The sequence below is a fragment of the Pantoea sp. 18069 genome, from assembly GCF_902706035.1.
Taxonomy (GTDB): domain Bacteria; phylum Pseudomonadota; class Gammaproteobacteria; order Burkholderiales; family Burkholderiaceae_C; genus Comamonas.
This window is the reverse complement of sequence record NZ_CACSJA010000042.1, coordinates 13,969-36,804: the sequence shown is the minus strand read 5'-3', so window position 1 is coordinate 36,804 and position 22,836 is coordinate 13,969. Positions and strand designations below refer to the sequence as shown.

Here is a 22,836-nt window from a genome sequence, read left to right as displayed (position 1 = left end):
AAATGGGGCGCGGCGGCCGCCCCGGCGGGAGGGCTGGCCGGCCCGCTTTGCGCTGGCGCCGCCAGGGCGCTCGGCGGGCCCGTGCAGGCCCAGGGCGTTACAGTCGCTTTCAATATGCGGGGTTTGGACTACACTGCAACGGCATCCACTGCCTGCACTGCAATGATCCATGTCTTCACATAGTGATCCAAACAGCAAGGCGCTTCAGTTGCTGGAGGGCCTCTACGACGGCATCGCCACGCCGCAAAGGTGGCAGCAGGGTTTGCTGCAAGTCACTGCCGCCCTGGGCGGCGGCAGCGCGGCCCTCGTGACGCTGCACCGGCCTACCGGCCTCCTGTCGCTAGACCACGCGGGCACGCTGCTGCCAGACCTCGAGGCCGGCTTTCCCGCCATGCAGGACGTGGACCCGGCGCGTGCCGCAGAGCCGCTGCTGGCGGCAGGGCATATCTATGTCGACCATGATTACCATGGCGCAGCCAACCTGCAGCGCATGCCCTTTTATCGCGAGTTCCTGATCCCGCATGGCATCGGAAACTATGCATTGCTGCCGGCGGGCAGCGGCACCGAGTACCTCCACACCCTGTCGGTGCAGCGTGAAGCCGGCCGCAAGTCGTTCACCCTGCAGGAGCGGATGCTGATGCGGACCATGCAGCCGCATCTGCGCCATGCGCTGAACCTGCGCCAGCAACTGCGCCAGCAACGGACCGAATCCCTGCTTCTCAAGAGCACGCTGGATGCCCTGACTTTCCCCTTGATCGTGTGCTCGGCACAAGGCCGTGTCGTCACCAGCAATGCGGCCGGCCAGAAATGGCTGCTGGCGCCTGGTTGCCCGCTGCCGGCCCAGCCCGCGCAGCTTTCCTCCAGGCTGCACCGCCTGCTGGAACAGGCGTGCGGGCTCGGCACCGAGACCGCCAGGGCCGGAGCGCTGATGCTGCCCGATGCCGGCGTGCTCGTCACCCTGCCATTCACTCCGGCGGCCGGCGTCCATTGGCGAGACGCCCTGGCACTGGTGGCCATCCAGGGACCGCAGTGGCGGCCTGCCGTCCCTGGCACTTTGCTGCGTGCCCTGTTCGGCCTGACGCCTGCGGAAATCCGGCTGGTTCACCACCTGCTGCAATACGACGACCCGCTGCCCGCCGTTGCCGAGCAGTTGCAGCTCTCGCTCAACACGCTGCGCACGCAACTGCGCGCAGTGTTCCAGAAGACCCATACCCGCAGACAGTCCGATCTGCTGCGGTTGATGCGGCAGCTGGGGCTGCTCGGGCCGGGGATCTGAAGCTCCCCGGCCTGGGCCATTGCGCGGTCAGTTGCCGGGCTCGTAGACCCATGTCGTGATGATTTCCTCGGAGAGATTGTGGTGCACCACGACAGGCCGTTCCCCCACCTTGTAGGCGAAGAGGCGTGTGGTGCCGGAATCGTCGGCGAACCCGCTGTCCGACAGCAGCGCGGCCACGTTCTCTGGGCTCTGGTATTCCGTTTCGGTCTGGCCTGTGGTCTTGACCTCGAGCGAGCCGTCGCTGGCGAAAGTGACGGACGAGGGCAGTGGGTCTTCGCCCGTGCCGTCGCTGACCTTGCAGTCCTCGTACCAGGTCAGTGTCTTGCCTTTGAGATCCTCGAGCGTGGCAGGCTGGGCGTTGGCGGGCAGGACGACATGCGCTGACTCGCCGTCTTTGCAGACCTGGACGCCGGGATGGTTGTCCGCCAGGCCGCCGATCAGGCTGTAGCCATCGCTGGCGCTCCAGGTTCCGGCCGCTGTGTTGTAGGTGTAGGTAAAGGTGTCGCTGCCCAGCGTGGTGGTGGCGCTGTCGATCTGGAGGTCGAGCTCCACTTGGCGGGTGCCTGAGAAATCGCGGCTGAAGTAGCTGTGGGCGACGAGGGTGCCGGCGGGGAGGCCGCTGCCCGAGCCGCCGGAGCCGTCGGCGCCGCCCGAGCCATCGGTATTGCTGGAGCCGCCGGAGCCACCGGCGTCCGCGGTGTTTTCGTTGTCATCTCCGCCGCCACAAGCCATCAACGATGTTGCCAGGAGCGCGACGCTCAGGATTTTCAGTGCATTTTTCATAAGTGGCTCCGCTTGGGTTGTGGGTGATGGCGCCATTGTCAGAAAATGCCGCGACCTCCACATCACCCGATCCTGTGATGTCTCGCGTTGCCGAAAGCCGCATTTGAGGGGCCGCGCGCACGGTCCAGACCGGCGTGTGGCGGCATGAACGGCTGACACACCCTACAATGGCTGCAAGATTCGTGCCCTCCATGAAAAAACGCCTACTCCCCATCCTCTTGTGCTCGGTATTTGCCTTCGGCGCGGTTCAGGCCGAGAAGGCTGACCGCAACAAGCCCATGAACATCGAGGCCGATGCATTGCGCCACGATGAGCTCCAGCAGACCAGTGTCTTCACCGGCAACGTGGTCATGACCAAGGGCACGATCGTGCTGCGCGGCGCGCAGCTCGACGTGCGCCAGGATGCCGAGGGCTACCAGTACGGCACCGTGACGGCGGCCGCGGGCAAGCGCGCATTCTTCCGGCAAAAGCGCGACACCTTGCCGGGCCAGCCCGACGAGTACGTCGAAGGCGAGGCCGAAGTCATCGAGTACGACGGCAAGGCCGACAACGTCAAGCTGATCCGCCGCGGCGAGCTGCGCCGCTACCGCGGCACGGCGCTGAGCGACGAAATCACGGGCGCGGTCATCGTCTACAACAACCTCACCGATGTGTTCACCGTCGACGGCCAGGCGCGCGCGGCGGGTGACGGCACGGACGCGGCTTCGGGCGGGCGTGTGCGCGCCGTGCTTGCCCCCAGGGAGCAGCCGCCGGCCCCCGCGCCCGCACCGGCCGCGAACCTGCGGCCCAGCACGACCATCGAACCGAAGAAATGAGCTGCGCTCCGTGAACCCAACCCCTTTGCCGCCCGAGTCCAGCCGCCTCGAAGTCAAGCACCTGGCCAAATCCTATGGCAGCCGCAAGGTGGTCAAGGACGTCTCGCTGGCGGTGCAAAAAGGCGAAGTCGTGGGCCTGCTGGGGCCCAACGGCGCGGGCAAGACCACGTCGTTCTACATGATCGTGGGCCTGGTGCGCTGCGATGCCGGCGACATCTTCATCGACGGCCAGGCGGTCGGCAACATGCCCATCCACCAGCGTTCGCGCCTGGGCCTGTCGTATCTGCCGCAGGAGGCGTCGATCTTTCGCAAGCTCAGCGTCGAGGACAACGTGCGCGCGGTGCTCGAACTGCAGCGCGACGAACAGGGCAAGCCGCTGACACGCGATGAAATCGAGCGCCGCCTGCTGGCGCTGCTGCAGGAGCTGCGCGTCGACCATCTGCGCGCTTCGCCCGCGCTCGCATTGTCGGGCGGCGAACGCCGGCGCGTGGAAATCGCGCGCGCGCTGGCCACCCAGCCGCGCTTCATCCTGCTCGACGAGCCGTTCGCGGGCATCGACCCGATCGCCGTGATCGAGATCCAGCGCATCATCGGCTTTCTCAAGGCGCGGGGCATAGGCGTGCTGATCACCGACCACAACGTGCGCGAAACGCTGGGCATCTGCGATCACGCCTTCATCATCAGCGACGGCCATGTGCTCGCCCAGGGCACGCCCGCGGAGATCGTGGAAAACGCCGACGTACGCCGGGTCTACCTCGGTGAGCACTTCCGGATGTGATGGCCATGTGCACCAGCTTGTGTGGGTTTGAAGGGGAATGCTGTTGAAGCCGGGTCTGTCTCTACGCGTATCGCAGCATCTTGCACTCACGCCCCAGTTGCAGCAATCGATCTGGCTGCTGCAGCTCTCGACGCTGGAGCTGAGCCAGGAAGTCGAGCACATGCTCGACGACAATCCGTTCCTGGAGCGCACCACGGAAGAAGCCGAGCGCGAGGAGTTCGGCCTGGCCCAGTCCGATGTGCCCGCGCAGCGCGACGACTATGCCGACGACGCATACGCGGCTACGGCGGCGTCGTCGACCGAAAAATCCAGCAGCAGTGAAACGGACGGCAGCGAAGTCACGGCCGCAGCCGATGCCGCGCCGGATTGGGAAGGCGACGGCAGCTCCGACCTCGCGCCCGACGACAGCGAATGGGGCGGCGAAGCGCGCGCGCGCAGCGGCGATGACGACGCCGAAGCCCAGGACCTCGCGCACGGCCACGAGTCGCTGACCGATCACCTGCACCGCCAGGCGCTGTCGCTGCGCCTGGGCGATGTCGATCGCGCGGCCTTGCGCTTCATGATCGAGTCGCTCAACGAACACGGCTACCTTGAAGACCCGCTCGAGGAACTCGCCGCGGGCCTGGCCGGCGCCGACGCGCTCGAGGAGCAGGAAGAGCTGGTCCACCACTTCACGGTGGCGCTGCGCCTGCTGCAGTCGCTCGAGCCCGTGGGCGTGGGCGCGCGCAACCTCGCCGAATGCCTGACGCTGCAACTGAAGCACCTCGCGGCGCGCGACGACGAGCACACCGATGCCGCTGCCGTGCAGACCGCGCTGCGCATCTGCGAGCAGCCCATGGATCTGCTTGCGCGGCGCGACGTGCGCCGGCTGATGCAGGCCTGCGGCGCGAGCGACGAACGCATTCGCGCGGCCATGGCCTTGATCGCGCGGCTCGAGCCCCGGCCGGGCCGGCGCTTTGCCGATGTCGAGCGCAACCTGATCGTGCCCGATGTGCTGGTGCGCAAGATGGCGCGCAGCAGCGGCGACGGCCAGCCCCAGTTCAGCGTGCAGCTCAACCCCGACGTGATGCCGCGGCTGCGCGTGCACGACATCTACGCCAACGCCTTGCGCGGCCACAAGGGCAGCGAAGGGCATGCGGGCCTGCAGCAGCGGCTGCAGGAAGCGCGCTGGTTCATCAAGAACATCCAGCAGCGCTTCGACACCATCCTGCGCGTCTCGCAGGCCATCGTGCAGCGGCAAAAGAACTTCTTCACCCATGGCGAACTCGCGATGCGCCCGCTGGTGCTGCGCGACATCGCCGACGAGCTGGGCCTGCACGAGTCGACGATCAGCCGCGTGACCACGGCCAAGTACATGTCGACGCCCATGGGCACCTATGAACTCAAGTATTTCTTCGGTTCGGGCCTGGGCACGGAGACCGGCGGCAATGCGTCGAGCACGGCGGTGCGCGCGCTGATCAAGCAATTCGTCGCGGCCGAGAACCCGCTCAAGCCGCTGTCGGACAGCCAGCTGGCCGACATGCTCAAGGAGCAGGGCATCGAGTGCGCGCGCCGCACCGTGGCCAAATACCGCGATGTGCTCAAGATCGCGCCGGCCAATCTGCGCAAGTCGTTGTAGCCGCCAGGGTCTGGCAACATGCCCTCGAATGTTCGCAGTTCCCGCCAAACGCGTATCCTCAGGCCCCTGCTATGAATCAACTGCAACTGTTTTTGCCCTGCGCCGCCGGCGTTGAGGACTATCTGGCCGAAGAGGCCCACCGCATCACGGGGCTCACCGGGCATGACCTGCTGGTCGGCCGCGGGGGCGTGATGCTGCGCGCCTCGTGGCGCGATGCGCTGCTGCTGAACCTGCACAGCCGCCTTGCCCAGCGCGTGCTGGTGCAACTGTCGACCTCGCAATACCGCAGCGAGAACGACCTGTACCGCGCGGCCAGCGAAGTCGCCTGGGAGATCTGGTTCACCACGCGCCAAAGCTTCAAGATCGAAGTCACCTCCCAGCACAGCCCGCTGACCAGCCTGAATTTCGCCGCGCTGCGCGTCAAGGACGCGATCGCCGACCGCTTTCGCGCCAAGACCGGCGTGCGCCCCGACGTCGAGACCCGCTACCCCGATCTGCGCGTGCACCTGCACCTGACTACGGACGAAGCGACGATCTACATCGACACCTCGGGCGAAGCGCTGTTCAAGCGCGGCTGGCGCGAAGACAAGGGCGATGCGCCCCTGAAGGAAACGCTGGCCGCGGCGATGATTGCCGCCACCGGCTGGGACCCGCACGGCGACAACCCGCAGCCGCTGTACGACCCCTGCTGCGGCAGCGGCACGGTGGTGATCGAGGCCGCGCAGATCGCCTCCCGGATTCCGCCGGGCATACAGCGGCGCTTTGCGTTTGAAAAGCTCGTGCCGTTCCAGCCCCATGTCTGGGAAGCCATCGTGCGCCAGGCCGAAGACGCGATCTGCGAGAGCCCGGTGGGCATCTACGGCTCGGACGTCTCGCACCGCATGGTCGATTTTGCCGAGCGCAATGCCGAGCGCGCGGGCGTGGCCCGGGCCGTGAATCTGCGCGGCGGCGATGCGCTGCAGCGCATGCCGCCGAGCGAGCAGCCCGGCGTGATGGTGCTCAACCCGCCTTACGGCGAGCGCATTGCCGCTGCCGGCACGGCGGGCCGCAACGCGGCCGAGCGCATGGGCCAGGTCGAGCAGGTCGGCCGTGAAACGGCGCAGACCGAGGACGGCGTCGAGTTCTTCAACGAACTCGCATCGCACTGGAAGAAGAACTACAGCGGCTGGCAGGCCTGGATGCTCACGCCCGACCTCAAGCTGCCCGGCAAGATGCGCCTCAAGGAGTCGCGCCGCGTGCCGCTGTGGAACGGCCCCATTGAATGCCGTATGTTCCGCTTCGACATGATCAAGGGCGCGGTCAAGCCGCGCAAGAACGCCGACGGCGCAGCGCCCCAGGCATGAAGATCGTGCTGCGCTGGCCGCAGTGCAATGCGGCCCACGACGTCGTGCCGCGGCCCCTGGTGCTCGATACCAACATGGTGCTCGATCTGCTGGTCTTCAACGACCCGGCGATCGCGCCGGTGCGCGCCTTGCTGGACGAAGGGGCGCTGCGCTGGATCGCCGATGCCGCGCAGCGCGTGGAGCTCGAGCGCGTTCTCGGTTATCCACAGATCGCGCCGCGCGTGGCCTTCTACGGCCTGAGCAGCGCCAGCGTGCTCGCGGCATTCGATGCCGGTGTGGCCTATCAACCCGAGGCGCCTGCGATCCAGGTGGTCTGCAGGGACCCTGACGACCAGCATTTCCTCGCGCTCGCGGTGCAGCACCGTGCCTTGCTGCTGAGCAAGGACAAGGCGGTGCTGGCGCTGCGCAAGCGCCTGGCGCTGCTGGGTGCGACGGTCGGCAATATTCTGCTGGACGCACCCGCCGCGGCGGCGCCGGCAGCTGCCGCGCAAACCCGGGCGCTTGCCGGCTGAGCCCAGGGCGGGATACTCCCATGCCAGGCTGTGGCTATGCCGGGCGGCTACACTGCCGGCAATTGCCTGCTGCGTTGCGCAGCCGGGCCTGCAGCCCTGGCCTGACGCCCTCCTGTGATGGCTGCGGCCTCCACGAAAGATTCCACCATGACCGAACAAAACACTCCCATTCCCGCCGATGAAGACCTGACGGCGGCCGGTGCCGCGCTTGACGGCGACGCGCTCGAAGAGCTGGACCTGATCCTCGAAGACCTGCGTTCGCGCGGCGAGGAAATTCCCCAGTGGGAATTCTGCGACGGTTTTCTCACGGCGCTGGTCTGCACGCGCCGCGCGATTCCTCCGGCCGAATACCTGCCCATGCTGCTGGGCGACGGTGCCGAACTCGAAGTCACCGAAGGCCAGCCGCTGCCCAAGATCGACGCGTTCAAGGACGTAGAACAGCAAGAGCGTTTCCTCGCGCTGTGGCAGGCGCGCTGGGATGAAGTCGTGCAGCAGCTCGACGCCGACGTGAAGACGCTCGACGACGACCGCACGTTCCAGCCCGAAGCCATGGACATGCGCGGCGCGATCGCCAGCCTGCCCGAGGAAGAGCGCGCCGAAATGGACGGCCAGGAAATCCCTTCGTTTGGCCAGGTCTGGGCGCTGGGCTTCATGTTCGCCGTCGAAAACTGGCCCGAGGAATGGGCTGCACCGCGCGACAAGGAAGCCGCGCAGTGGCTGGACGCCGCACTGGAATCGGTGGTTGCCTTGACCGAAGACGACACCGGCAAGCCCGAAGTCTGCATGTACGATGAAAACGGCCCGGCCAGCACCAGCCAGGCGCGCGTGGAGCAGTTCGGCGAAGCCATCTGGGGCATCTACGACCTGCGCCAGCTGTGGAAGAGCATGGGCCCGCGCCAGGAAACCATCGTCAAGGGCGTGCAGCCCGGCCGCAACGATGCCTGCCCTTGCGGCAGCGGCAAGAAGTTCAAGAAGTGTCATGGTGGGTAAATAAGCACCCCCTGAGCCGCTCACGCGGCTTCCCCCTCTCATCCTTCGGTGGAGGGGGACGGCAGCCTCGCTGCGGGGCGGCCCTTGCTCGCTGCCCCTGAGCTGGGCCGCGCCGATTTCGAGCCTGCTCGCCCTGAGCTGGGTAAGCGAGGAGAAACCTCGCCAGGCGTTGTCAAGAAACAGCGTGACAAGGTGAGGCACGGCCTCAAAATCCCGTTCGTCCTGAGCCTGTCGAAGGATGAACTGGCGCACTGGCCTAGGGTGGAGGCACCCTTCGACAAGCTCAGGGTGAACGGCCATTAGCTATTCGTTTTGGAAAAAAATCATGACTTTGCGATCGCTGTTTGCATAAATCGGATCATTGCTAAGTCATTGATTTATTTGGCAGAAAAAAGCTGTTTCTTGAGAGCTTTCATTGTTATGGCCCCCCCTTTGCTTGCCCGCCTGCGTGCCGAATGGGCACCCAGCATTCCGCGTGAACTGCTGGCCGGCGCGGTCGCGACGTTTGCGCTGATTCCCGAAGTCATCGCGTTTTCGTTTGTCGCCGGCGTGGACCCGGCCGTGGGGCTGTACGCGTCGTTTGTGATCAGCATCGTCATCGCGTTCGCGGGTGCGCGCCCGGCGATGGTGTCGGCGGCTGCGGGGTCGGTGGCACTGGTCGCCGCGCCGCTGGTGGCTTCGCACGGCCTGGCCTATCTGCTGGCCGCGGGCCTGCTTGCAGGCCTGGTGCAGATCATTTTCGGCTGGCTGCGCATGGGGTTGCTGGTGCGCTTTGTCTCGAGTTCGGTGCGCACCGGCTTTGTCAACGCGCTCGCCATCCTGATCTTCAGCGCGCAGCTGCCGCATCTGCACCAGGCCAACGGCGCGGGCTGGGCGCTGCTGGTGCTGGGGCTGGCGTTGATCTATGGCCTGCCCTGGATGGCACGCCGCCTGAACATCGCGGCCCTGGCGGTGATTCCCTCGCCGCTGATCTGCGTGCTGGTATTGACGCTGCTGGCCGCGGGCCTGGGCCTGCCGGTGGCGACCGTCGCCGACCTGGGTCACCTGCCCGATGCCTTGCCGTCGTTCGGCCTGCCCGAAGTGCCGCTGGCCTGGGAAACGCTGCGCATCATCTTGCTGCCCGCGATTGCAATTGCCATGGTGGGCCTGCTCGAGTCGGTGCTCACGGCGTCGGTGGTCGATGAAATGACCAATACGCCCAGCGACAAGAACCGCGAATGCAGGGGCCTGGGCCTGGCCAACGTCGCGGCCAGCTGCTTTGGCGGCATTGCCGGCTGCGGCATGATAGGCCAGGCCGTGGGCAATGTGACCTATGGCGGGCGCGGCCGCCTGTCGACGCTGTTCGCCGGCGTGTTCCTGCTGGTGCTGATCGTGCTGCTCAAGCCCTGGGTGGCGCTGGTGCCGGTCGTGGCGCTGGTGGCCATCATGGTCACGGTGTCGGTGGCCACCTTCAATTGGGGCAGCCTGGGCGAGATCGCGCGCCATCCCAGGACATCGACGACGGTGATGCTGGCGACGGTGGTGCTGACCTTGGTGACGCACAACCTTGCCGTCGGCGTGGCCGTGGGCGTGCTGCTCAGCGGCGTGTTCTTCATGGCCAAGGTGTCGCAGCTGCTGCAGGTGCGCTGCGAAGACGACGATAGCGCCGCTACGCGCACCTGGAGCGTCACGGGCCAGGTGTTCTTTGCCTCGGCCGATGCGCTGGTCGACGCGTTCGACGTGCGCGGCGTCGAAGGGCGCGCGGTGCGCATCGATGCGAGCGGCGCGCAGTTCTGGGACATCACCGCGGTGGCGGCGCTGGAGAAGGTCGTGCAGCGGCTGCGCGCGCATGGCTGTGCGGTGGAGGTCACGGGGCTGACTGCCAGCAGCCGGCAGTTGATGGAACGGGTGAAGTAGCCCCCACGCTTGCTCGGCTGGTTGAATACAGGGGGCTTCGACAGGCTCAGCCCGAACGGATTTGACACCACGCCCCAATCACCGTTCGCCCAGCGTCCGTATCACCGTTCACCCTGAGTCCTGAGCCTGCCGAAGGATCGAAGGGCCGGGCCCCAGGCAAGTGGCTAGCCCGCGCCCAAGCGCCGCAACAACCCGGCCAGCGCATGCTCCACCGTCGCCTGCCGCACGGCCGCGCGGTCGCCATCGAAGCGCATGCACTCCGCCTCGGCCTGGCCGTTGACGCACCAGCCGAACCAGACCATGCCCACGGGTTTGGCGGGCGAGCCGCCGCCGGGGCCGGCCACGCCGGTCACGGCCAGGCTGCACCGGGCGCGCGAATGGGCCACCGCACCGTGCGCCATGGCCAGCGCGACGGCTTCGCTCACGGCGCCATGGGCATCGATCAGCGCTGCGTCCACGCCCAGCATCTCGGTCTTGGCCTGGTTGGAATAGCTGACGAAGCCGCGTTCGAACCAGTCGCTCGAACCCGCGATCTCGGTGCAGGCGCCGGCGATCAGCCCGCCGGTACAGCTTTCGGCCGTGGCCATCTGCGCGCCGCGCGCCAGCAGCGCCGCGGCAAGTTCGGTGACGAGTGCGGTGGACATGGCGTTCAGAAAAAGAAATGGCGCCACAGCGCGATGGTCAGCAGCGTGCAGCCGGCGGCGATCAGGTCGTCGAACATGATGCCAATGCCGCCGCGCCAGCCAAAGCCCTTGAACAGCTGATCGGCCCAGCGCACGGGCTGGGGCTTGGCGGCGTCGAAGAAGCGGAACAGCGCAAACGCGCACAGCTGGCCCCACCAGCCCATGGGCATGCACAGCCACAGCACCAGCCAGATGCCGACGACTTCGTCCCAGACGATATGGCCCGGGTCGGCGACGCGCATGTGCTGCGCGGTGACGGTGCAGGCCCAGCAGCCCAGAATCAGGGCGCCGGCGATGATCCAGCCGAGCTGCGTCGGCGTGAACCAGAGCTGCAGCAGCAGGAACGTGGCCCAGCCCCAAAGGCTGCCGACCGTGCCCGGTGCGATGCGGCCCAGGCCAGAGCCCTGGCCCAGCGCGATGAAATGGGCCGGGTGGGCCATCATGAAGCGCACGCTGGGGCGATAGGGCGCCGGAGGCTTGCGGGATGGGCGAGGCGCCTCAGCAGGCGTGGCGAAAGGGCGTGACATAAGTAAATTGCAAATAGATTTGAAGATTAATAGCCTGATTCTATGATCTCCGTGGAGCGGTATTTGTGGGAGTATGCGCCGCCGTCCCTGTCTCTCAAACGGAAAAGTGGTCGAACGAGGCGTAGCGCTTGAGCATCTCCTGCCCCTGGGCGTCGAGCAGCCGCAGGCCGGTCTGGGACTGCACGCTGCCTATGCGTGTGACGGGCGTGTCGCTTGCCAGGGCTGTGGCCGCAACCTGGGCGCGCAGCGCTGGCGCGGCCGTGAAGCACAGTTCGTAGTCGTCGCCGCCCGCGAGCGTGCATTGCCGCACGAGTTCCGCATCGTTGGGCAGGCCGGCGGCAAGCAGCGGGCTTGTGAGCCGGGTATCGATGCAGGCACCGACGCGCGATTGCGCGAGGATATGGCCCAGGTCGCCGAGCAGGCCGTCGCTCAGGTCGAGGGCGCTGCTGGCGATGCCGCGCAGGGCCTGGCCCAGCGCCACGCGCGGGGTCGGCATTTCCAGCCGCAGACGCGCCGCGGCCAGTGTCTCCGGTGGCAGCGCCAGACGGCCCTGCAAGGCTTCGAGCGCGAGGCGCGCGTCGCCCAGACTGCCGCTGACGTAGATGTCGTCGCCCGCGCGCGCGCCGCTGCGCAGCAGCGCCTGGCCCGCGGGCACTTCGCCGAAGACGGTGATGCAGATGTTCAGCGGGCCTTGCGTGGTGTCGCCGCCTATGAGTTCGCAGTCGTGCGCGTCGGCCAGCGCGAGCAGCCCCTCGGCAAACGCGGCGACCCAGGCGGCGTCGGCGCGCGGCAGCGACAGCGCCAGCGTAAAGGCCAGCGGCCGGGCGCCGCAGGCCGCGAGGTCGCTGAGGTTCACGGCGAGCGCCTTGTGGCCCAGCCGCAGCGGGGCTACGTCGGCGAAGAAGTGCCGGCCTTCGACCAGCATGTCGCTCGACACCGCGAGCTGCATGCCCGGCGTGGGTGCGAGCAGCGCGCAGTCGTCGCCCACGCCCAGCGCGGCGCGGCGCACGGGGTGCGTGAAAAATGTGCGGATCAGGTCGAATTCACCCATTCAAGGCTTTCTGAATTTAGTTCACTGCCGTTCGATACCGGCTTGAGCCAGGTCAGGGACACCGAGCAAGGGCCGTCCCGCAGCGAGGGTGTCGTCCCCCTAGGGGGACGCGACGAAGTCGCTCAGGGGGGGATTCATATTGGCTGTCCCCGAAAGCGCAGCGCCGCCTGGCGGCTGGTTTCGGCCAGCAGCTGCTCTTCGCGCTGGCGTTCACGCAGCCAGCGCGCGTCGTTCTGGCCGGCTTCGACATCGAGGCGCAGCAGGTGCAGCGAAGGCGCTGCGCCCTGGCGCGCGGCGTGGGTGGCGATCTGGTCCATGGTGTGCAGGATGTGCTCGGCCAGCGGCTGGTGGCGCCCCGTGGCCGGGTCCACATAGACCGCGTCGAGCCCGAAGCGGCAGGCCTGGAAACGGTTGTAGGTGTAGACCAGGTAATCGTCCTCGCTGGGCGTGAACGGCTGGGTGTCGAGGAACCAGGCCGCGAGCGACTGCACGTAACCCGAGAGCGCGGCCGCGCGCTCTATGGTCAGCGGCGTGTCGAACACGCGGATCTCTATGGTGCCGAACTCGGGCTTGGGCCGTATGTCCCAGTAGAAGTCCTTCATGCTCTTGACCACGCCGGTGCCGGTCATCTTGTCGAAGTAGTGCTCGAACTCGCCCCAGGTCAGCACGCAGGGCGCGCGCCCCGACAGCGGGAACGCGAACACCGAGTTCAGCCGCGCCGAATCGAAGGCCGTGTCCTGGCCCTGCACATAGGGGCTGGACGCCGACAGCGCGATGAAGTGCGGGATATAGCGCGACATGCGGTGCAGCATCAGCAGCGCCGCATCGGCATCGGGGCAGCCGATGTGCACATGCTGGCCGAAGATGGTGAACTGCTTGGACAGGTAGCCGTAGAGGTCGGACAGCTCGCGAAACCGCGGCTTGTCGTAGATGCGCTGCTCGTGCCATTGCTGGAACGGGTGGGTGCCGCCGCCCGCGATCGCGATGTTGAGCTTGTCGGCATTCTTGACGAGCGCGTCGCGGATAGGCGTGAGCTGGCCCAGCACTTCGGAGGCCGAGTGGCAGATGGCCGTCGAAATCTCGATCATGCTGCTGGTCATCTCGGGCACCACACTGCCGGGCAGCGGGGTTTTCGCCATCAGGCGCAGCATGTCTTCGGCGTAGGGCGCGAGATCGTAGTCGTGGGTGTTGAGCAACTGCAGCTCGAGCTCCACGCCCAGCGTCAGCGGTTCGGAATGGTGGAAAGCTTCAAGGCCCATTGCGGTCTCCGGGAGCGTTGCTGCGGCTGAGCAGCCGCAGGGTCTTGGAGCTTTCGCCCGCACGGTGGAAAGCCAGGCTGGCCACCACGGCGCCGATCAGCTCCATCATCAGAATCATAGGCAGCGCGACGCGTGAGATCATCTGGCCGCTGTCGGGTGCGGCGGACACGAACTGCGAGGCCAGCAGCAGGGCCACGGAGGACATCGGCGCCATCGCGCAGCTGACCCACATCGCCTGGCGCCAGCTCGCGCCGCTGCCCACGTTGCCCAGGCCCACGCCTATGGCCTTGGCCAGCAGCCGCACGATGATCACGGCCAGCACCACGCCGGCCAGCGGCAGGTTCCAGTCGGCCTGCGCAGCGACGGTGGAGACCAGCACGAACATCATCATCGTCAGCAGGGTCGAGGCCGTGCCGAGCTGGCGCGGCCAGGCCCAGGGGCGCGGATGCAGGTGCTTGAGCAGCATGCCGCCGAGCAGAGCGGCCAGCGGCGCCGAGCCGCCCAGATGCGCGGTCACGGCCGTGCCCGCGGCGATCAGCGCGAGCACCAGGATCGAGGTGTTTTCGCTGGACGGGCTCATCACGCGCAAGGCCAGCCGCATCAGCAGCGACAGCACGGCCGCGACCAGGATGGACACGCCCAGCACCACGGCCACGGCCGACGTGCTGTCGAGCAGCGTCTGCGCGGGACGGTGGAACACTTCGGCCTGGGCGCTGCCCAGCGTCAGCGCGTACAGCGTCGACAGCGTGGCGAGCACCATGGAGCGGTCCGTCACGGCGCCGGCGGCGCGCATGTCGGTGATGACGCGCGACAGCACCAGCGGCGAGGCGGCCATGGCCACCATCGCGATCGGGCCGGCGACGTCGGCGGGCGTGTTCAGCCAGCGCAGCAGCCAGAGCACGGAGAAATAGGTCAGCGCGGCTTCGGCGATGCTTTGCACCAGCACCATCGGGTTGTGCCGGAACCAGCGCAGCGGAATGCGCCCACCGCATTCGAACAGCACCAGCGAAACGCCCAGTTCGAGCATGAACAGGCTGATGCCCTGCAGCGGCCAGGGAGCGCCGCTGAAGCCCGCGAAACCGACCAGCGTGCCGACCAGCGAATAGCCGACCACCTTGGGCAGGCCGATATAGCGCTGGCACAGCGAGCCGCCGATGGTGGCCAGTGCCAGCAGCAGCGACCATTGCAGCGTCACCAGTCCGGCAGACGGGCGCAGCCATTGCGCCCAAAAGCCTGTGAGATTCTCCATGCGTCTTCCTCCTGTTATGGGCTACCCGGCCGGCTGGTTACGGCTCCGTCGGCAGCTGCCGGGGGACTTTATCCTTGCCTGTTTGAAAACAATGCAGGACAAGTGCGTCTTCAAGGTTTGAAGAAACTCAGCGGTGCGTTGCGCAGGCGCGCGCGGATCGCGCGGTAAATGCGCTCGCGGTCCACACCGCTGACGTTGTGCGCTCTGAGCGCGAGGCGGAATGCCAGCAGGAAGCTGACGATCACATTCAGCGCGCCGTTGAACGGCAGCATGGCCATGGCCCACCAGAAGGCGCTGTTGTGCAGCACCTCCATGCCCAGCGTGGTGCTGGCCACGCCGATCTGGCCGGCCGACAGCGTGATGTGGCGCACTTCGAGCCCGAGGCCGAAAAAGCCGGCGAACGCCGGCACCAGGCCGAGCATCATGCCCAGCGAGATATTGGCCGCAAAGCCCGAAATGTTCTTGCGCAGGAAGTGGGCCCAGCGGTCGGCGCGCGCGGCGCCCAGGAAATCGGAGATGCGCGGGTTGTAGCGTATCGCCGAATCCATGCGCCGCAGCACGAACCAGTTCTCCGCCCAGCCCGCGACCAGGCTGCTGGTGAACAGCAGCACGCCGGTGACCGCCGCGAACAGCACCGAGGGGCCGAGCAGGCTCAGCGAATCGAGCACCTGGTCGGCATGCGGCCTGTCCAGCGGCGGGTGGCCAAACGCCTGCAGGAACAGCCAGGAAAGGCCTAGCGCGCCCGGCAGCACGACCAGCACATTGCCCAGGATGGCCGCGACCTGCGAGCGCGCGAGATTCGCGACTTCGCTGACGAAGTCCTCGACGGACTTCTGGTCCGGCAGTTCCTTGAGCTTGGCGGCCATCGCCGGCGCGGTCATCGCGGGCTGTTTCGTGGCCACGGTGAACATCAGCATCTGGATCAGCACGAAGCTCAGCGCGTAATTCATGCCCGCGAGCAGGCCGCCCCAGAACGCCGACAGCGCCAGCGAGGCGAGCGCAAACTTCATCAAGGTGGTGAAGGCCATCACCATGCCGCCGCCCGCGGCCTTGCCGACCATGGCGCGGTATTCGGCGGCGTTGCGCGTGATGTAGTGCTCGCCGGTTTCGGCGCTGCGCTCGACCACCTTGGCCGCGAGCAGCGAGGAATTGGCCGAGAACAGCGCGCGCAGGCTGCGCCGCTCGCGCGCCACGCCGACCAGGTGGGCGAGCAGCGGCGCGGCTTCGGCGACCGGCCGCTCGGATGTCAGGCAGTCGAGCAGCCGGCGCACGCGCACGATGCGCTCGCGCAACTGGCGCAGCCGGAACACCAGGCCGACGGAAATGCCTTCGGACTCGAAATGCGAGTACACGGTGGCCGTGGCCGCGCGGCAGGCGTCTAGCCGCTCGCGCAGGCGCTGCTCCGCAGCCAGCAGGCGGTCGGGCGTGCGCAGCGCGAGCATCACTTCCACGCGCAGGTTCTCGACGTCATGGATCAGCGCGTGGAATGGCTGGGCATTGCGCGCGCTGTCGCTCATGCGCAGGCGCAGCTCGGGCGCAAAGCCGGTCGACAGGATCTGGCCGGCGCAATAGGTGATGGCGCTGAGCAGCGTGCGCTGCCAGTACGAAGGGCCATCCTGCTTAGATGAAACCAGCACCCGCAGGCGCGCGAGCAGCTCGCCGTCGAGCGCATTGAGCCAGCGCGCGTCGAACTCGTCGGGCAGCGCGAGCATGAACAGCTCGGAAGCATCGATGGTCTCGGGGCTCGCGGGCAGCAGCTTGTAGCGCAGGCGCTCGCTCATTTCGCTGGCCAGCGCGGTGCGCGGGGCGAAGCCGAAGTCGGCCAGCAGCGTGGTGAGGTCGACGGTTTCTATGAACCGCTCCCACCAGGCCTGCATGCGCGCGCGCGCCGCGGGGTCGGCTTCGAGCGCATCGACGAACTGACGCACGCGGTCGACGGCCAGCTCGATCGAAGGCGCGGGCGCGCGCACCCAGGCCAGCAGATGGATCAGCCACAGATGGCGGTGGGCGAGGTCGGCCTGCGGGTCGAGTTCGAGCAGGAGCAGGGGCAGGTCGTAAGCGGTTCGCTTCATTCAGTGCAATATGCGGTCACTCAGGGGGCGCGGGTCGGTGCCGGAATCGAAGGCTTCGAGCATGAACAGGCGGATCGCAGCGGTGAAGGTCTCGCCCTCGTCGGTCACGCACAGGTAGCTGCCGTGCATGGTGCCGCTGGGCGTGCGCAGCTCGCAGCCGCTGCTGTACTGGAAGGCTTCGCCGGGCTGCAGCAGCGGCTGGTGGCCGATCACGCCCAGGCCCTTGACCTCCTCGGTATGCCCGTTGCTGTCGCTGATGATCCAGTGGCGCGCAATCAACTGCGCGGGCGTGCGGCCCGCGTTGGTGATGGTGATGGTGTAGACAAAGCGGAACACGCCGGCTTCCGGCGCAGATTGCTCTGGCAGGTATTCGGGCTGTACCTCGATCTGAAAGTCGTTGGTCGGCATGGTGCAATAGTAACTGCGACAATTGACGGATGAGCAGCACCTTCCGCATCGCCCCCTCGATTCTGTCCGCCGACTTCTCCCGCCTCGGTGAAGAAGTCCGCAGCGTCATTGCTGCTGGAGCCGACTGGATCCACTTCGACGTGATGGACAACCATTACGTGCCCAACCTGACTTTCGGCCCCATGATCTGTGAGGCTTTGAAGCCCCACGCCAAGACCGCCGAAGGCGTGGCCGTGCCCATCGACGTGCACCTGATGGTGCAGCCCGTCGATGCACTGGCCCAGGCCTTCGCCCAGGCCGGCGCCGACTACATCAGCTTCCACCCCGATGCGTCCACCCATGTGCACCGCAGCGTGCAGGCCATCAAGTCGCACGGCTGCAAGGCCGGCCTGGTGTTCAACCCGGCCGCGTCGCTGGACGTGCTCGACTGGATGATCGACGACATCGACCTGATCCTGCTGATGAGCGTCAACCCCGGTTTCGGCGGCCAGAGCTTCATCGACAGCACCTTCCGCAAGATCGAGGACGCGCGCCGGCGCATCGAGGCTTCGGGCAAGGACATCCGCCTTGAAGTCGACGGCGGCATCAAGGGCGAGAACATCCGCCGCGTCGCCGACGCCGGTGCCGATACCTTTGTTGCCGGCAGCGCGATCTTCGGCAAGCCCGACTACCGCAGCGTCATCGACGGCATGCGAGAAAAATTAAGCACCCCCTGAGCGACTTCGCGGCATGGGCCGCCCTCGCTTCCCCCTCTCAACCTTCGGTGGAGGGGGGCGCCCGGCCAGGGACGGCAGCCTCGGTGCGGGGCGGCCCTTCCTCGCTGCCCCAATGCTGGGGCACGCCAGTCTCGCAGGCGGCGCCCTGGGCTGGCGATAGTCATGCGTCACTTTGCTTTCCACCATGCTTCTGCCCCATCCCGCCCTTCGCTCCTTTGTGGTCCAACGGAATAAAGTTGGAAAACCTAAGCAGTCTGTTTGCTACTCAGGCGATTGTTTCGGTTCGGTAGCTAAACCAGCAAAAGTTGCAAAAACTGGGATTTCCGACGTGTTGCGTGACACGCAATGGAAATAGAGTTGCAAACGGATGTGAGCAGGGCTGGTGCGATCCTTCCACGCGGGGCGTATCTGTATACCGCGTTGGTTCTTCAACACCGTTCATGCGCGCACCTTACGAAGCGTGCAACTGCTGGATCACGCCGCTGGTGAAGCGGAAATTGTTCCCGTCGTAGTCCGCCGCAGCCGACACGGTGCGCAGGTTTTGACCATTCTTCGTGACCATACAGGCATCGCAGCGCTCGGTTGGCGCGCGCTGAGCGGCGTTTGGAACTGCTATTCGTTGCAAACGATCCGGAACCGCACGCCTGCTCGATCAAACGTCGATCGCACCGCCGCCAGGAAGTAGAGAAACTGAAGCTCTCGCTGATCGGAGCTCTTCAGGGTCGCCAGCGCCGCCTTTTGACTCAAGAGGCCGCCGGTGAACATCACGATCTCCTTCTTGTACGCCGGGTCGGCGAGTGCCTTCAAAAGCAGACCGTGCGCTTCCTTTGGCGTCGGTGGGATTGCTGGTTTGACGACCTTAGACAGGAATCGTGTCTTCGATATCGCCGCCTTTTTGGCATCTTTAAGAACGACCGTCCAATCGGACTTCCACTTGGACGAGAACGGGAAGTCGCGACGGCTGGAGCCCGCGAACGCTAGGCTTGCCAAGGCTTGACGCGTGACGTCCTGCAGCTTCCTAGCAGACACACCGGCAGTTCCGTCGGCCGCCTTGCCGTGGATCATGATGACGCGTCTCGCGACATCATTGATCCCGTAGAAGTCGGCCGTCTCGTCGTTCCGGTCATCGCAAATGACCAAGCCGCAACCCTGAAGATCCTTCGCAAGCTCCAAAGTATGCGCGGTCGTCGAGTTGATCCAGCCGTACACGAGTCCAAACAGCGTCTTTGTATCCCAGTCGGCCACGCTCGTGATCCGTGTGTCCCCCTTTTCGCTCAGGACCAGCTTGACAGCCTGGCAGGGCTCTAGGATCGACATCAGGGCATCGTCGATGTGCGGCCGATAGAAGTGGGATTTCGAATAGACGACTCGATCTTCGGAGGTGACCACCCGGAACGACTGCTCCTGGTTGATAAGCCGTGTCAGGGAAACCGACTGCAGTCGGCCGAAGGCGGTGTTGTCGGCATCGGTCTCCGTACCGCCCGTCAGCACACTGGGGTCACTGAGCGCCTCGTTGAGCGCGGGACAGGAAAGTGCATAGCGACCCGTAGACGGAATGGCCGCTTTGTAGATGTACTTGATCTCGACCTCGTGAGGACCGAAATCGAAGGCATACCTCGCCGGTGCGGTCGAGCTGGTTCGGCGGTCTGTTATCTCACAGCAGGTGTCCCACTTCAATACTTCCCGGGCGGCATCCAGATCCCAAGCACGCTCGTCCCGCGTCTCGGTGGCTGTGTCCAGCAGTTCCCAGACATCTAGCAGGATGGACTTGGGAGCGCCCTTCGTCTCGTCAAGGGCGGCCACCTCATTCGCGAACCGGTCAAAGAAACCGTGAGGCTTCACCCCGCCATCGGCCATTGTGGTCCCGACGATCCGTGCCCACTCCACGTAGTCCTTCACAGGCAGCGGCTTGTTGGTCGCGTCAGCGACGCTGGAGCGAGACAGCGACAGCCGGCGGCGCGCTGACTTGGGTCCAAGTTGTCCAAAGCCGCGCACTGACGTCGGGATCTGGCTGGCCTCGGCGAGATCGAAATAGGCGTCGTCGAGCGCATGCTTGCGGATGCTGATAGATCGAAGGCCCAGTTCGCTCGTGTCCAAACCGCTGGCCACCGTCTCGACAATACGTGTGGCATTGGCTGGTGCAGCAGCGCCAGTGGCAGTCCGCGCAAACAACCGCTTCAATTCGACGGGATCCGGGCTGAGCAGCTTCAGCCGGTCGTAGTCGATGCAGATGCTCTCGGTGTCGAGCAGGAAGATGTAGCGGCCCGACCGGACGATGGCCATGACGCCCAGTCGCCACTCTGGAATGTGGTGACTTGCCAGGTATGGCGAGTTGCCCCAGGCAAGGTAGCGGATCAGGCGGACGTCCTTATAGATTTCACCGGCCGGTGCCGACACCACCGCAATGTCGAATCGCTCTTCTAGCTGCATGGCTTCGCAGCTTGCAGCCTGAAGCTGCTCCAGAACCTTGTCGGGAATGGCTATGGGATCATGCGCGTCAACTCCCTCGACGCGACACACCACCGCTCGCCGAGGGAGGACGAAGGCCTCCATTGTCGGGTTCTGATCAAGCAGGTGCCCACCCTTGAACTCGCCAGCGATGTATTGGACCGCCGGCGCCGTGCGCTTGACTGAGGCAACCAGCTGGGTCTCTGCGATGAAGGCCACATCAGATCGCTGCGCCGCATACTCTTCGTACTCGAGGTACTCCTTCCAGCGACGCGCGGTCTGCTCGGCCACGGTTGGAGAACCTTCGTATCGGTCCAGTTTCTTCGAGCTGCCGCGGATGATTGCGATTTGTCCGGTGGGATCCTTCAGGTCCGGGCGCCGGATGGCGCGCCCGATCTGCTGCACAACCTGCCGGGCGTTTCCAAGGCCGTCGTAGAGCCAGATCTCGATGAAGCTGCTGTCGTCGATCCCCTCCATCAGCTTGTACTGGTGCAGCCAAATGCGGACGCCTGAGGCATCCGGATTTGCTTCCGTCTGCCGAACCTGATTGAATCTGAGCTCCTTGAGTTGCTTCTTGTGGCGAGCTGAAAGGCCATCCAAGTCCTTGCACTCAAGCTCGGCGACGCCCTGGTAGGCGTCGTGAATCAGTAAGGCGGCCTCGCCCTTGCCCTTGTTGAAGAAGACGCGCTGCAGCGTCTTGAGTGCTGCGAACGTGCCCGCGTGGACGATCACCTTCTTACCTGCGGGAAGCAGCTTGAGCGTCGCTGCAAACTCGTCGACGAAGCTCTGCGGGGTGTAGCCCGTTGGCTTGGCGGCACTACTGCGACGACCTGAGCCGCTTGACGATTTTGCTGAGCTCGATGCCACCGGCGCTGCGAACTGCACGTCGCGGATGAGCTTCTGATCCACGGCCTCCTGCCATGGCAGGTTGAACACGAAGTTGCCGTCGATCTCGAAGTACTTGTAGTCGTTGCGATACGGGGTGGCCGAGAAAATGATCGTGGGCTTGCCGATGGCGCGAACAGCCTGCGCCCACGAATACGCCGGCTCGTGATGCCCCTCGTCGACGATCACTAAATCGACGGATTTCAGAAGATCCTGGAACGCTGCGAGGCACTCATCGGCCGTTTTCCCCGGTTCAAGCCCATTCAGGCTGCTGGCGACCGGGCGGATCTCCTTGCCATACATTGACCGGTGGGGCGGCGAGGCGATACCCATGACCAAGTGCAGCGCGTTGAACGTCGACACCAGAATCTGTCGGTCCTGGGTCCGCTCCTTCCAGATCTTTGAGTACTCTTCCGCGGCCAGGACGCGAACCGGTGTCACCTTGCCGGCCTTGACCGCTGCGCTGAGATCGCTGATCTCTGTGTCAGTCAGTTTCTCGTGCAGTTTGCACCCGTGATAGACCCCGTGGACCGAGCGACTCCAGAAACGGAAGCTCAAGTCCTGCTTCATCTGATGCACGAGTCCAGCACGAGGGGTCAGGATCAGCACCTTCTTGACCAGGGGCGACACGCAGGCGAGCGTCGCGATGACGCCCGTCTTGCCAGTGCCCGTGGGCATCTTGATGAGCGCCGCCTCGCGAGGTGCATCCGTTGCAGCGTGTTTTCGTGAGGCCAGGTACGCGTGAGCCAAGGCAACGGCTCGGCGCTGTGGCGTCCAGAGCCCCCTGTCGGATCGATATGACTCCTCGGCGCCCTCAACCCAAAATTCGTGGCCATCCAACGCGACCATGGCCTTCTTGTACTCTTGCGCAACCTTCGCGCGATCCGCCACTGGCACCGTAAAACTGACGACGCCACCCGTCGTCTTTCCCGTCGCAGACGCAATCAAGTGATCCAATGTTTGAATTGAACGTGGGTTGACGCTGCCGGGTTTGGAAGCCAAGGCTTTTCTCCTGTGATGCATATCAGTGCATATGCAACATTTGCACTGTCTTTTGTCAGCCTGACGCGCGATTGCGGCCACCAGCCACTCGGACAAAGCCTGACCCTATCACATGCTTGCGCGCTAATTACAGCAGCCAGGCCCTACGTTGCCGCTCGACGCGCGAGTCGGCCAGTGACCGGTGTCGGCCAGAAGCAGTCCTTGGAGGCGCTCCCACTGGCGACTGTTTCAGGCTGGGAGCCGTCATCCAACGTCGGCAGCGCATCGACCGCTATCGCGGACACCGGTCGTTGGACAGATTCGCAGTCGAATGACTGCTGCACCCCCGTGACCGGCCCTTCAGGATGGGTCTTGCCTCCGCCGACCAAAGGCTCAGGTGCCCCTGGGTTAAACGGCAGCTCCAACGGCCGATCAACTGGCGCTGCCGACCCAAAGCAGACAGCCAAATTACTAACTGAAAAGTTAAGGAAGGTCTGCATAAATCCCGCCCCGATGTGCTCAGCCGAAGCCGATGCTCTGAGAAAA

Annotated in this window: 18 protein-coding genes; 9 read left to right on the top strand and 9 right to left on the bottom strand. The window is 65.6% G+C overall.

The genetic code is table 11. The features are described from left to right. Window positions 1-208 precede the first annotated feature (208 nt). Window positions 209-1,276 (top strand): hypothetical protein, encoded by a 1,068-nt coding sequence (locus tag GVL12_RS22660; protein ID WP_159917829.1) that lies wholly within the window; start codon window positions 209-211, stop codon window positions 1,274-1,276. Between the two features lie 27 nt (window positions 1,277-1,303). Here the strand turns inward: GVL12_RS22660 and GVL12_RS22655 are convergent, their stop codons facing one another. After that, on the bottom strand, window positions 1,304-2,059 hold the full coding sequence (locus GVL12_RS22655) for a hypothetical protein (RefSeq protein ID WP_159917828.1): 756 nt from the start codon (window positions 2,057-2,059) through the stop codon (window positions 1,304-1,306). A gap of 191 nt (window positions 2,060-2,250) precedes the next feature. Here GVL12_RS22655 and lptA point away from each other — a divergent pair, with 191 nt between their 5' ends. The 7 genes from lptA to GVL12_RS22620 all read left to right on the top strand — a co-directional run bounded on the left by lptA (window position 2,251) and on the right by GVL12_RS22620 (window position 10,011). Next, on the top strand, window positions 2,251-2,874 hold the full coding sequence (lptA, locus tag GVL12_RS26745) for a lipopolysaccharide transport periplasmic protein LptA (RefSeq protein ID WP_159917827.1): 624 nt from the start codon (window positions 2,251-2,253) through the stop codon (window positions 2,872-2,874). Window positions 2,875-2,899: 25 nt separating this feature from the next. Then, window positions 2,900-3,652 (top strand): LPS export ABC transporter ATP-binding protein, encoded by a 753-nt coding sequence (lptB, locus tag GVL12_RS22645; RefSeq protein ID WP_235033955.1) that lies wholly within the window; start codon window positions 2,900-2,902, stop codon window positions 3,650-3,652. Between the two features lie 37 nt (window positions 3,653-3,689). Next, window positions 3,690-5,270, top strand: a complete 1,581-nt coding sequence (locus tag GVL12_RS22640) for an RNA polymerase factor sigma-54 (protein ID WP_200844015.1) — start codon at window positions 3,690-3,692, stop codon at window positions 5,268-5,270. 71 nt (window positions 5,271-5,341) lie between these two features. After that, window positions 5,342-6,613: a class I SAM-dependent RNA methyltransferase gene (locus tag GVL12_RS22635; RefSeq protein ID WP_159917826.1), complete on the top strand. Its 1,272-nt coding sequence runs from the start codon at window positions 5,342-5,344 to the stop codon at window positions 6,611-6,613. Next, on the top strand, window positions 6,610-7,125 hold the full coding sequence (locus GVL12_RS22630) for a putative toxin-antitoxin system toxin component, PIN family (RefSeq protein ID WP_159917825.1): 516 nt from the start codon (window positions 6,610-6,612) through the stop codon (window positions 7,123-7,125). The genes GVL12_RS22635 and GVL12_RS22630 overlap by 4 nt, the downstream gene beginning before the upstream one ends. A gap of 147 nt (window positions 7,126-7,272) precedes the next feature. Then, a complete protein-coding gene (locus GVL12_RS22625; protein ID WP_159917824.1) occupies window positions 7,273-8,115 on the top strand; it encodes a UPF0149 family protein in 843 nt (280 codons plus the stop codon). A 432-nt stretch (window positions 8,116-8,547) separates the two neighbouring features. Further along, window positions 8,548-10,011 carry a SulP family inorganic anion transporter gene (locus GVL12_RS22620; RefSeq protein WP_200844017.1) on the top strand — a complete coding sequence of 488 codons (1,464 nt, stop codon included), beginning with the start codon at window positions 8,548-8,550 and terminating at the stop codon, window positions 10,009-10,011. 164 nt (window positions 10,012-10,175) lie between these two features. Here GVL12_RS22620 and GVL12_RS22615 read toward each other — a convergent pair whose 3' ends face one another. The 7 genes from GVL12_RS22615 to apaG all read right to left on the bottom strand — a co-directional run bounded on the left by GVL12_RS22615 (window position 10,176) and on the right by apaG (window position 17,260). Beyond that, window positions 10,176-10,655: a CinA family protein gene (locus GVL12_RS22615; protein WP_159917822.1), complete on the bottom strand. Its 480-nt coding sequence runs from the start codon at window positions 10,653-10,655 to the stop codon at window positions 10,176-10,178. Window positions 10,656-10,660: 5 nt separating this feature from the next. Beyond that, the gene (locus GVL12_RS22610; protein WP_159917821.1) at window positions 10,661-11,221 is read right to left on the bottom strand and encodes a phosphatidylglycerophosphatase A; all 561 of its coding nucleotides are present in this window, start codon (window positions 11,219-11,221) and stop codon (window positions 10,661-10,663) included. A gap of 94 nt (window positions 11,222-11,315) precedes the next feature. Further along, complete coding sequence (gene thiL, locus GVL12_RS22605) at window positions 11,316-12,272, bottom strand: thiamine-phosphate kinase (protein ID WP_159917820.1); 957 nt, start codon at window positions 12,270-12,272, stop codon at window positions 11,316-11,318. A gap of 134 nt (window positions 12,273-12,406) precedes the next feature. Beyond that, the gene (locus GVL12_RS22600) at window positions 12,407-13,531 is read right to left on the bottom strand and encodes a YbdK family carboxylate-amine ligase (RefSeq protein WP_159917819.1); all 1,125 of its coding nucleotides are present in this window, start codon (window positions 13,529-13,531) and stop codon (window positions 12,407-12,409) included. After that, on the bottom strand, window positions 13,521-14,780 hold the full coding sequence (locus GVL12_RS22595; RefSeq protein ID WP_159917818.1) for a cation:proton antiporter: 1,260 nt from the start codon (window positions 14,778-14,780) through the stop codon (window positions 13,521-13,523). The genes GVL12_RS22600 and GVL12_RS22595 overlap by 11 nt, the downstream gene beginning before the upstream one ends. A 110-nt stretch (window positions 14,781-14,890) precedes the next feature. Then, window positions 14,891-16,852, bottom strand: coding sequence for a site-specific recombinase (locus tag GVL12_RS22590; protein WP_159917817.1), 1,962 nt, complete (start codon window positions 16,850-16,852; stop codon window positions 14,891-14,893). Next, window positions 16,853-17,260 (bottom strand): Co2+/Mg2+ efflux protein ApaG, encoded by a 408-nt coding sequence (apaG, locus tag GVL12_RS22585; RefSeq protein ID WP_159917816.1) that lies wholly within the window; start codon window positions 17,258-17,260, stop codon window positions 16,853-16,855. A 29-nt stretch (window positions 17,261-17,289) separates the two neighbouring features. Between apaG and rpe the strand changes: the two genes are divergently transcribed. Continuing rightward, the gene (rpe, locus tag GVL12_RS22580; RefSeq protein WP_159917815.1) at window positions 17,290-17,976 is read left to right on the top strand and encodes a ribulose-phosphate 3-epimerase; all 687 of its coding nucleotides are present in this window, start codon (window positions 17,290-17,292) and stop codon (window positions 17,974-17,976) included. A gap of 612 nt (window positions 17,977-18,588) precedes the next feature. Here rpe and GVL12_RS22575 read toward each other — a convergent pair. Further along, window positions 18,589-22,311, bottom strand: a complete 3,723-nt coding sequence (locus GVL12_RS22575; RefSeq protein WP_159917814.1) for a DEAD/DEAH box helicase — start codon at window positions 22,309-22,311, stop codon at window positions 18,589-18,591. Window positions 22,312-22,836 lie beyond the last annotated feature (525 nt).

Excerpts from the sequence above, each read along its gene's own strand:
- apaG (WP_159917816.1), bottom strand. The coding sequence starts at position 17,260 with ATGCCGACCAACGACTTTCAGATCGAGGTACAGCCCGAATACCTGCCA.
- GVL12_RS22595 (WP_159917818.1), bottom strand. The coding sequence starts at position 14,780 with ATGGAGAATCTCACAGGCTTTTGGGCGCAATGGCTGCGCCCGTCTGCC.
- GVL12_RS22635 (WP_159917826.1), top strand. The coding sequence starts at position 5,342 with ATGAATCAACTGCAACTGTTTTTGCCCTGCGCCGCCGGCGTTGAGGAC.
- rpe (WP_159917815.1), top strand. The coding sequence starts at position 17,290 with ATGAGCAGCACCTTCCGCATCGCCCCCTCGATTCTGTCCGCCGACTTC.
- lptA (WP_159917827.1), top strand. The coding sequence starts at position 2,251 with ATGAAAAAACGCCTACTCCCCATCCTCTTGTGCTCGGTATTTGCCTTC.
- GVL12_RS22655 (WP_159917828.1), bottom strand. The coding sequence starts at position 2,059 with ATGAAAAATGCACTGAAAATCCTGAGCGTCGCGCTCCTGGCAACATCG.
- GVL12_RS22640 (WP_200844015.1), top strand. The coding sequence starts at position 3,690 with ATGCTGTTGAAGCCGGGTCTGTCTCTACGCGTATCGCAGCATCTTGCA.
- GVL12_RS22590 (WP_159917817.1), bottom strand. The coding sequence starts at position 16,852 with ATGAAGCGAACCGCTTACGACCTGCCCCTGCTCCTGCTCGAACTCGAC.
- GVL12_RS22610 (WP_159917821.1), bottom strand. The coding sequence starts at position 11,221 with ATGTCACGCCCTTTCGCCACGCCTGCTGAGGCGCCTCGCCCATCCCGC.
- GVL12_RS22615 (WP_159917822.1), bottom strand. The coding sequence starts at position 10,655 with ATGTCCACCGCACTCGTCACCGAACTTGCCGCGGCGCTGCTGGCGCGC.
- GVL12_RS22625 (WP_159917824.1), top strand. The coding sequence starts at position 7,273 with ATGACCGAACAAAACACTCCCATTCCCGCCGATGAAGACCTGACGGCG.
- GVL12_RS22630 (WP_159917825.1), top strand. The coding sequence starts at position 6,610 with ATGAAGATCGTGCTGCGCTGGCCGCAGTGCAATGCGGCCCACGACGTC.
- GVL12_RS22600 (WP_159917819.1), bottom strand. The coding sequence starts at position 13,531 with ATGGGCCTTGAAGCTTTCCACCATTCCGAACCGCTGACGCTGGGCGTG.
- thiL (WP_159917820.1), bottom strand. The coding sequence starts at position 12,272 with ATGGGTGAATTCGACCTGATCCGCACATTTTTCACGCACCCCGTGCGC.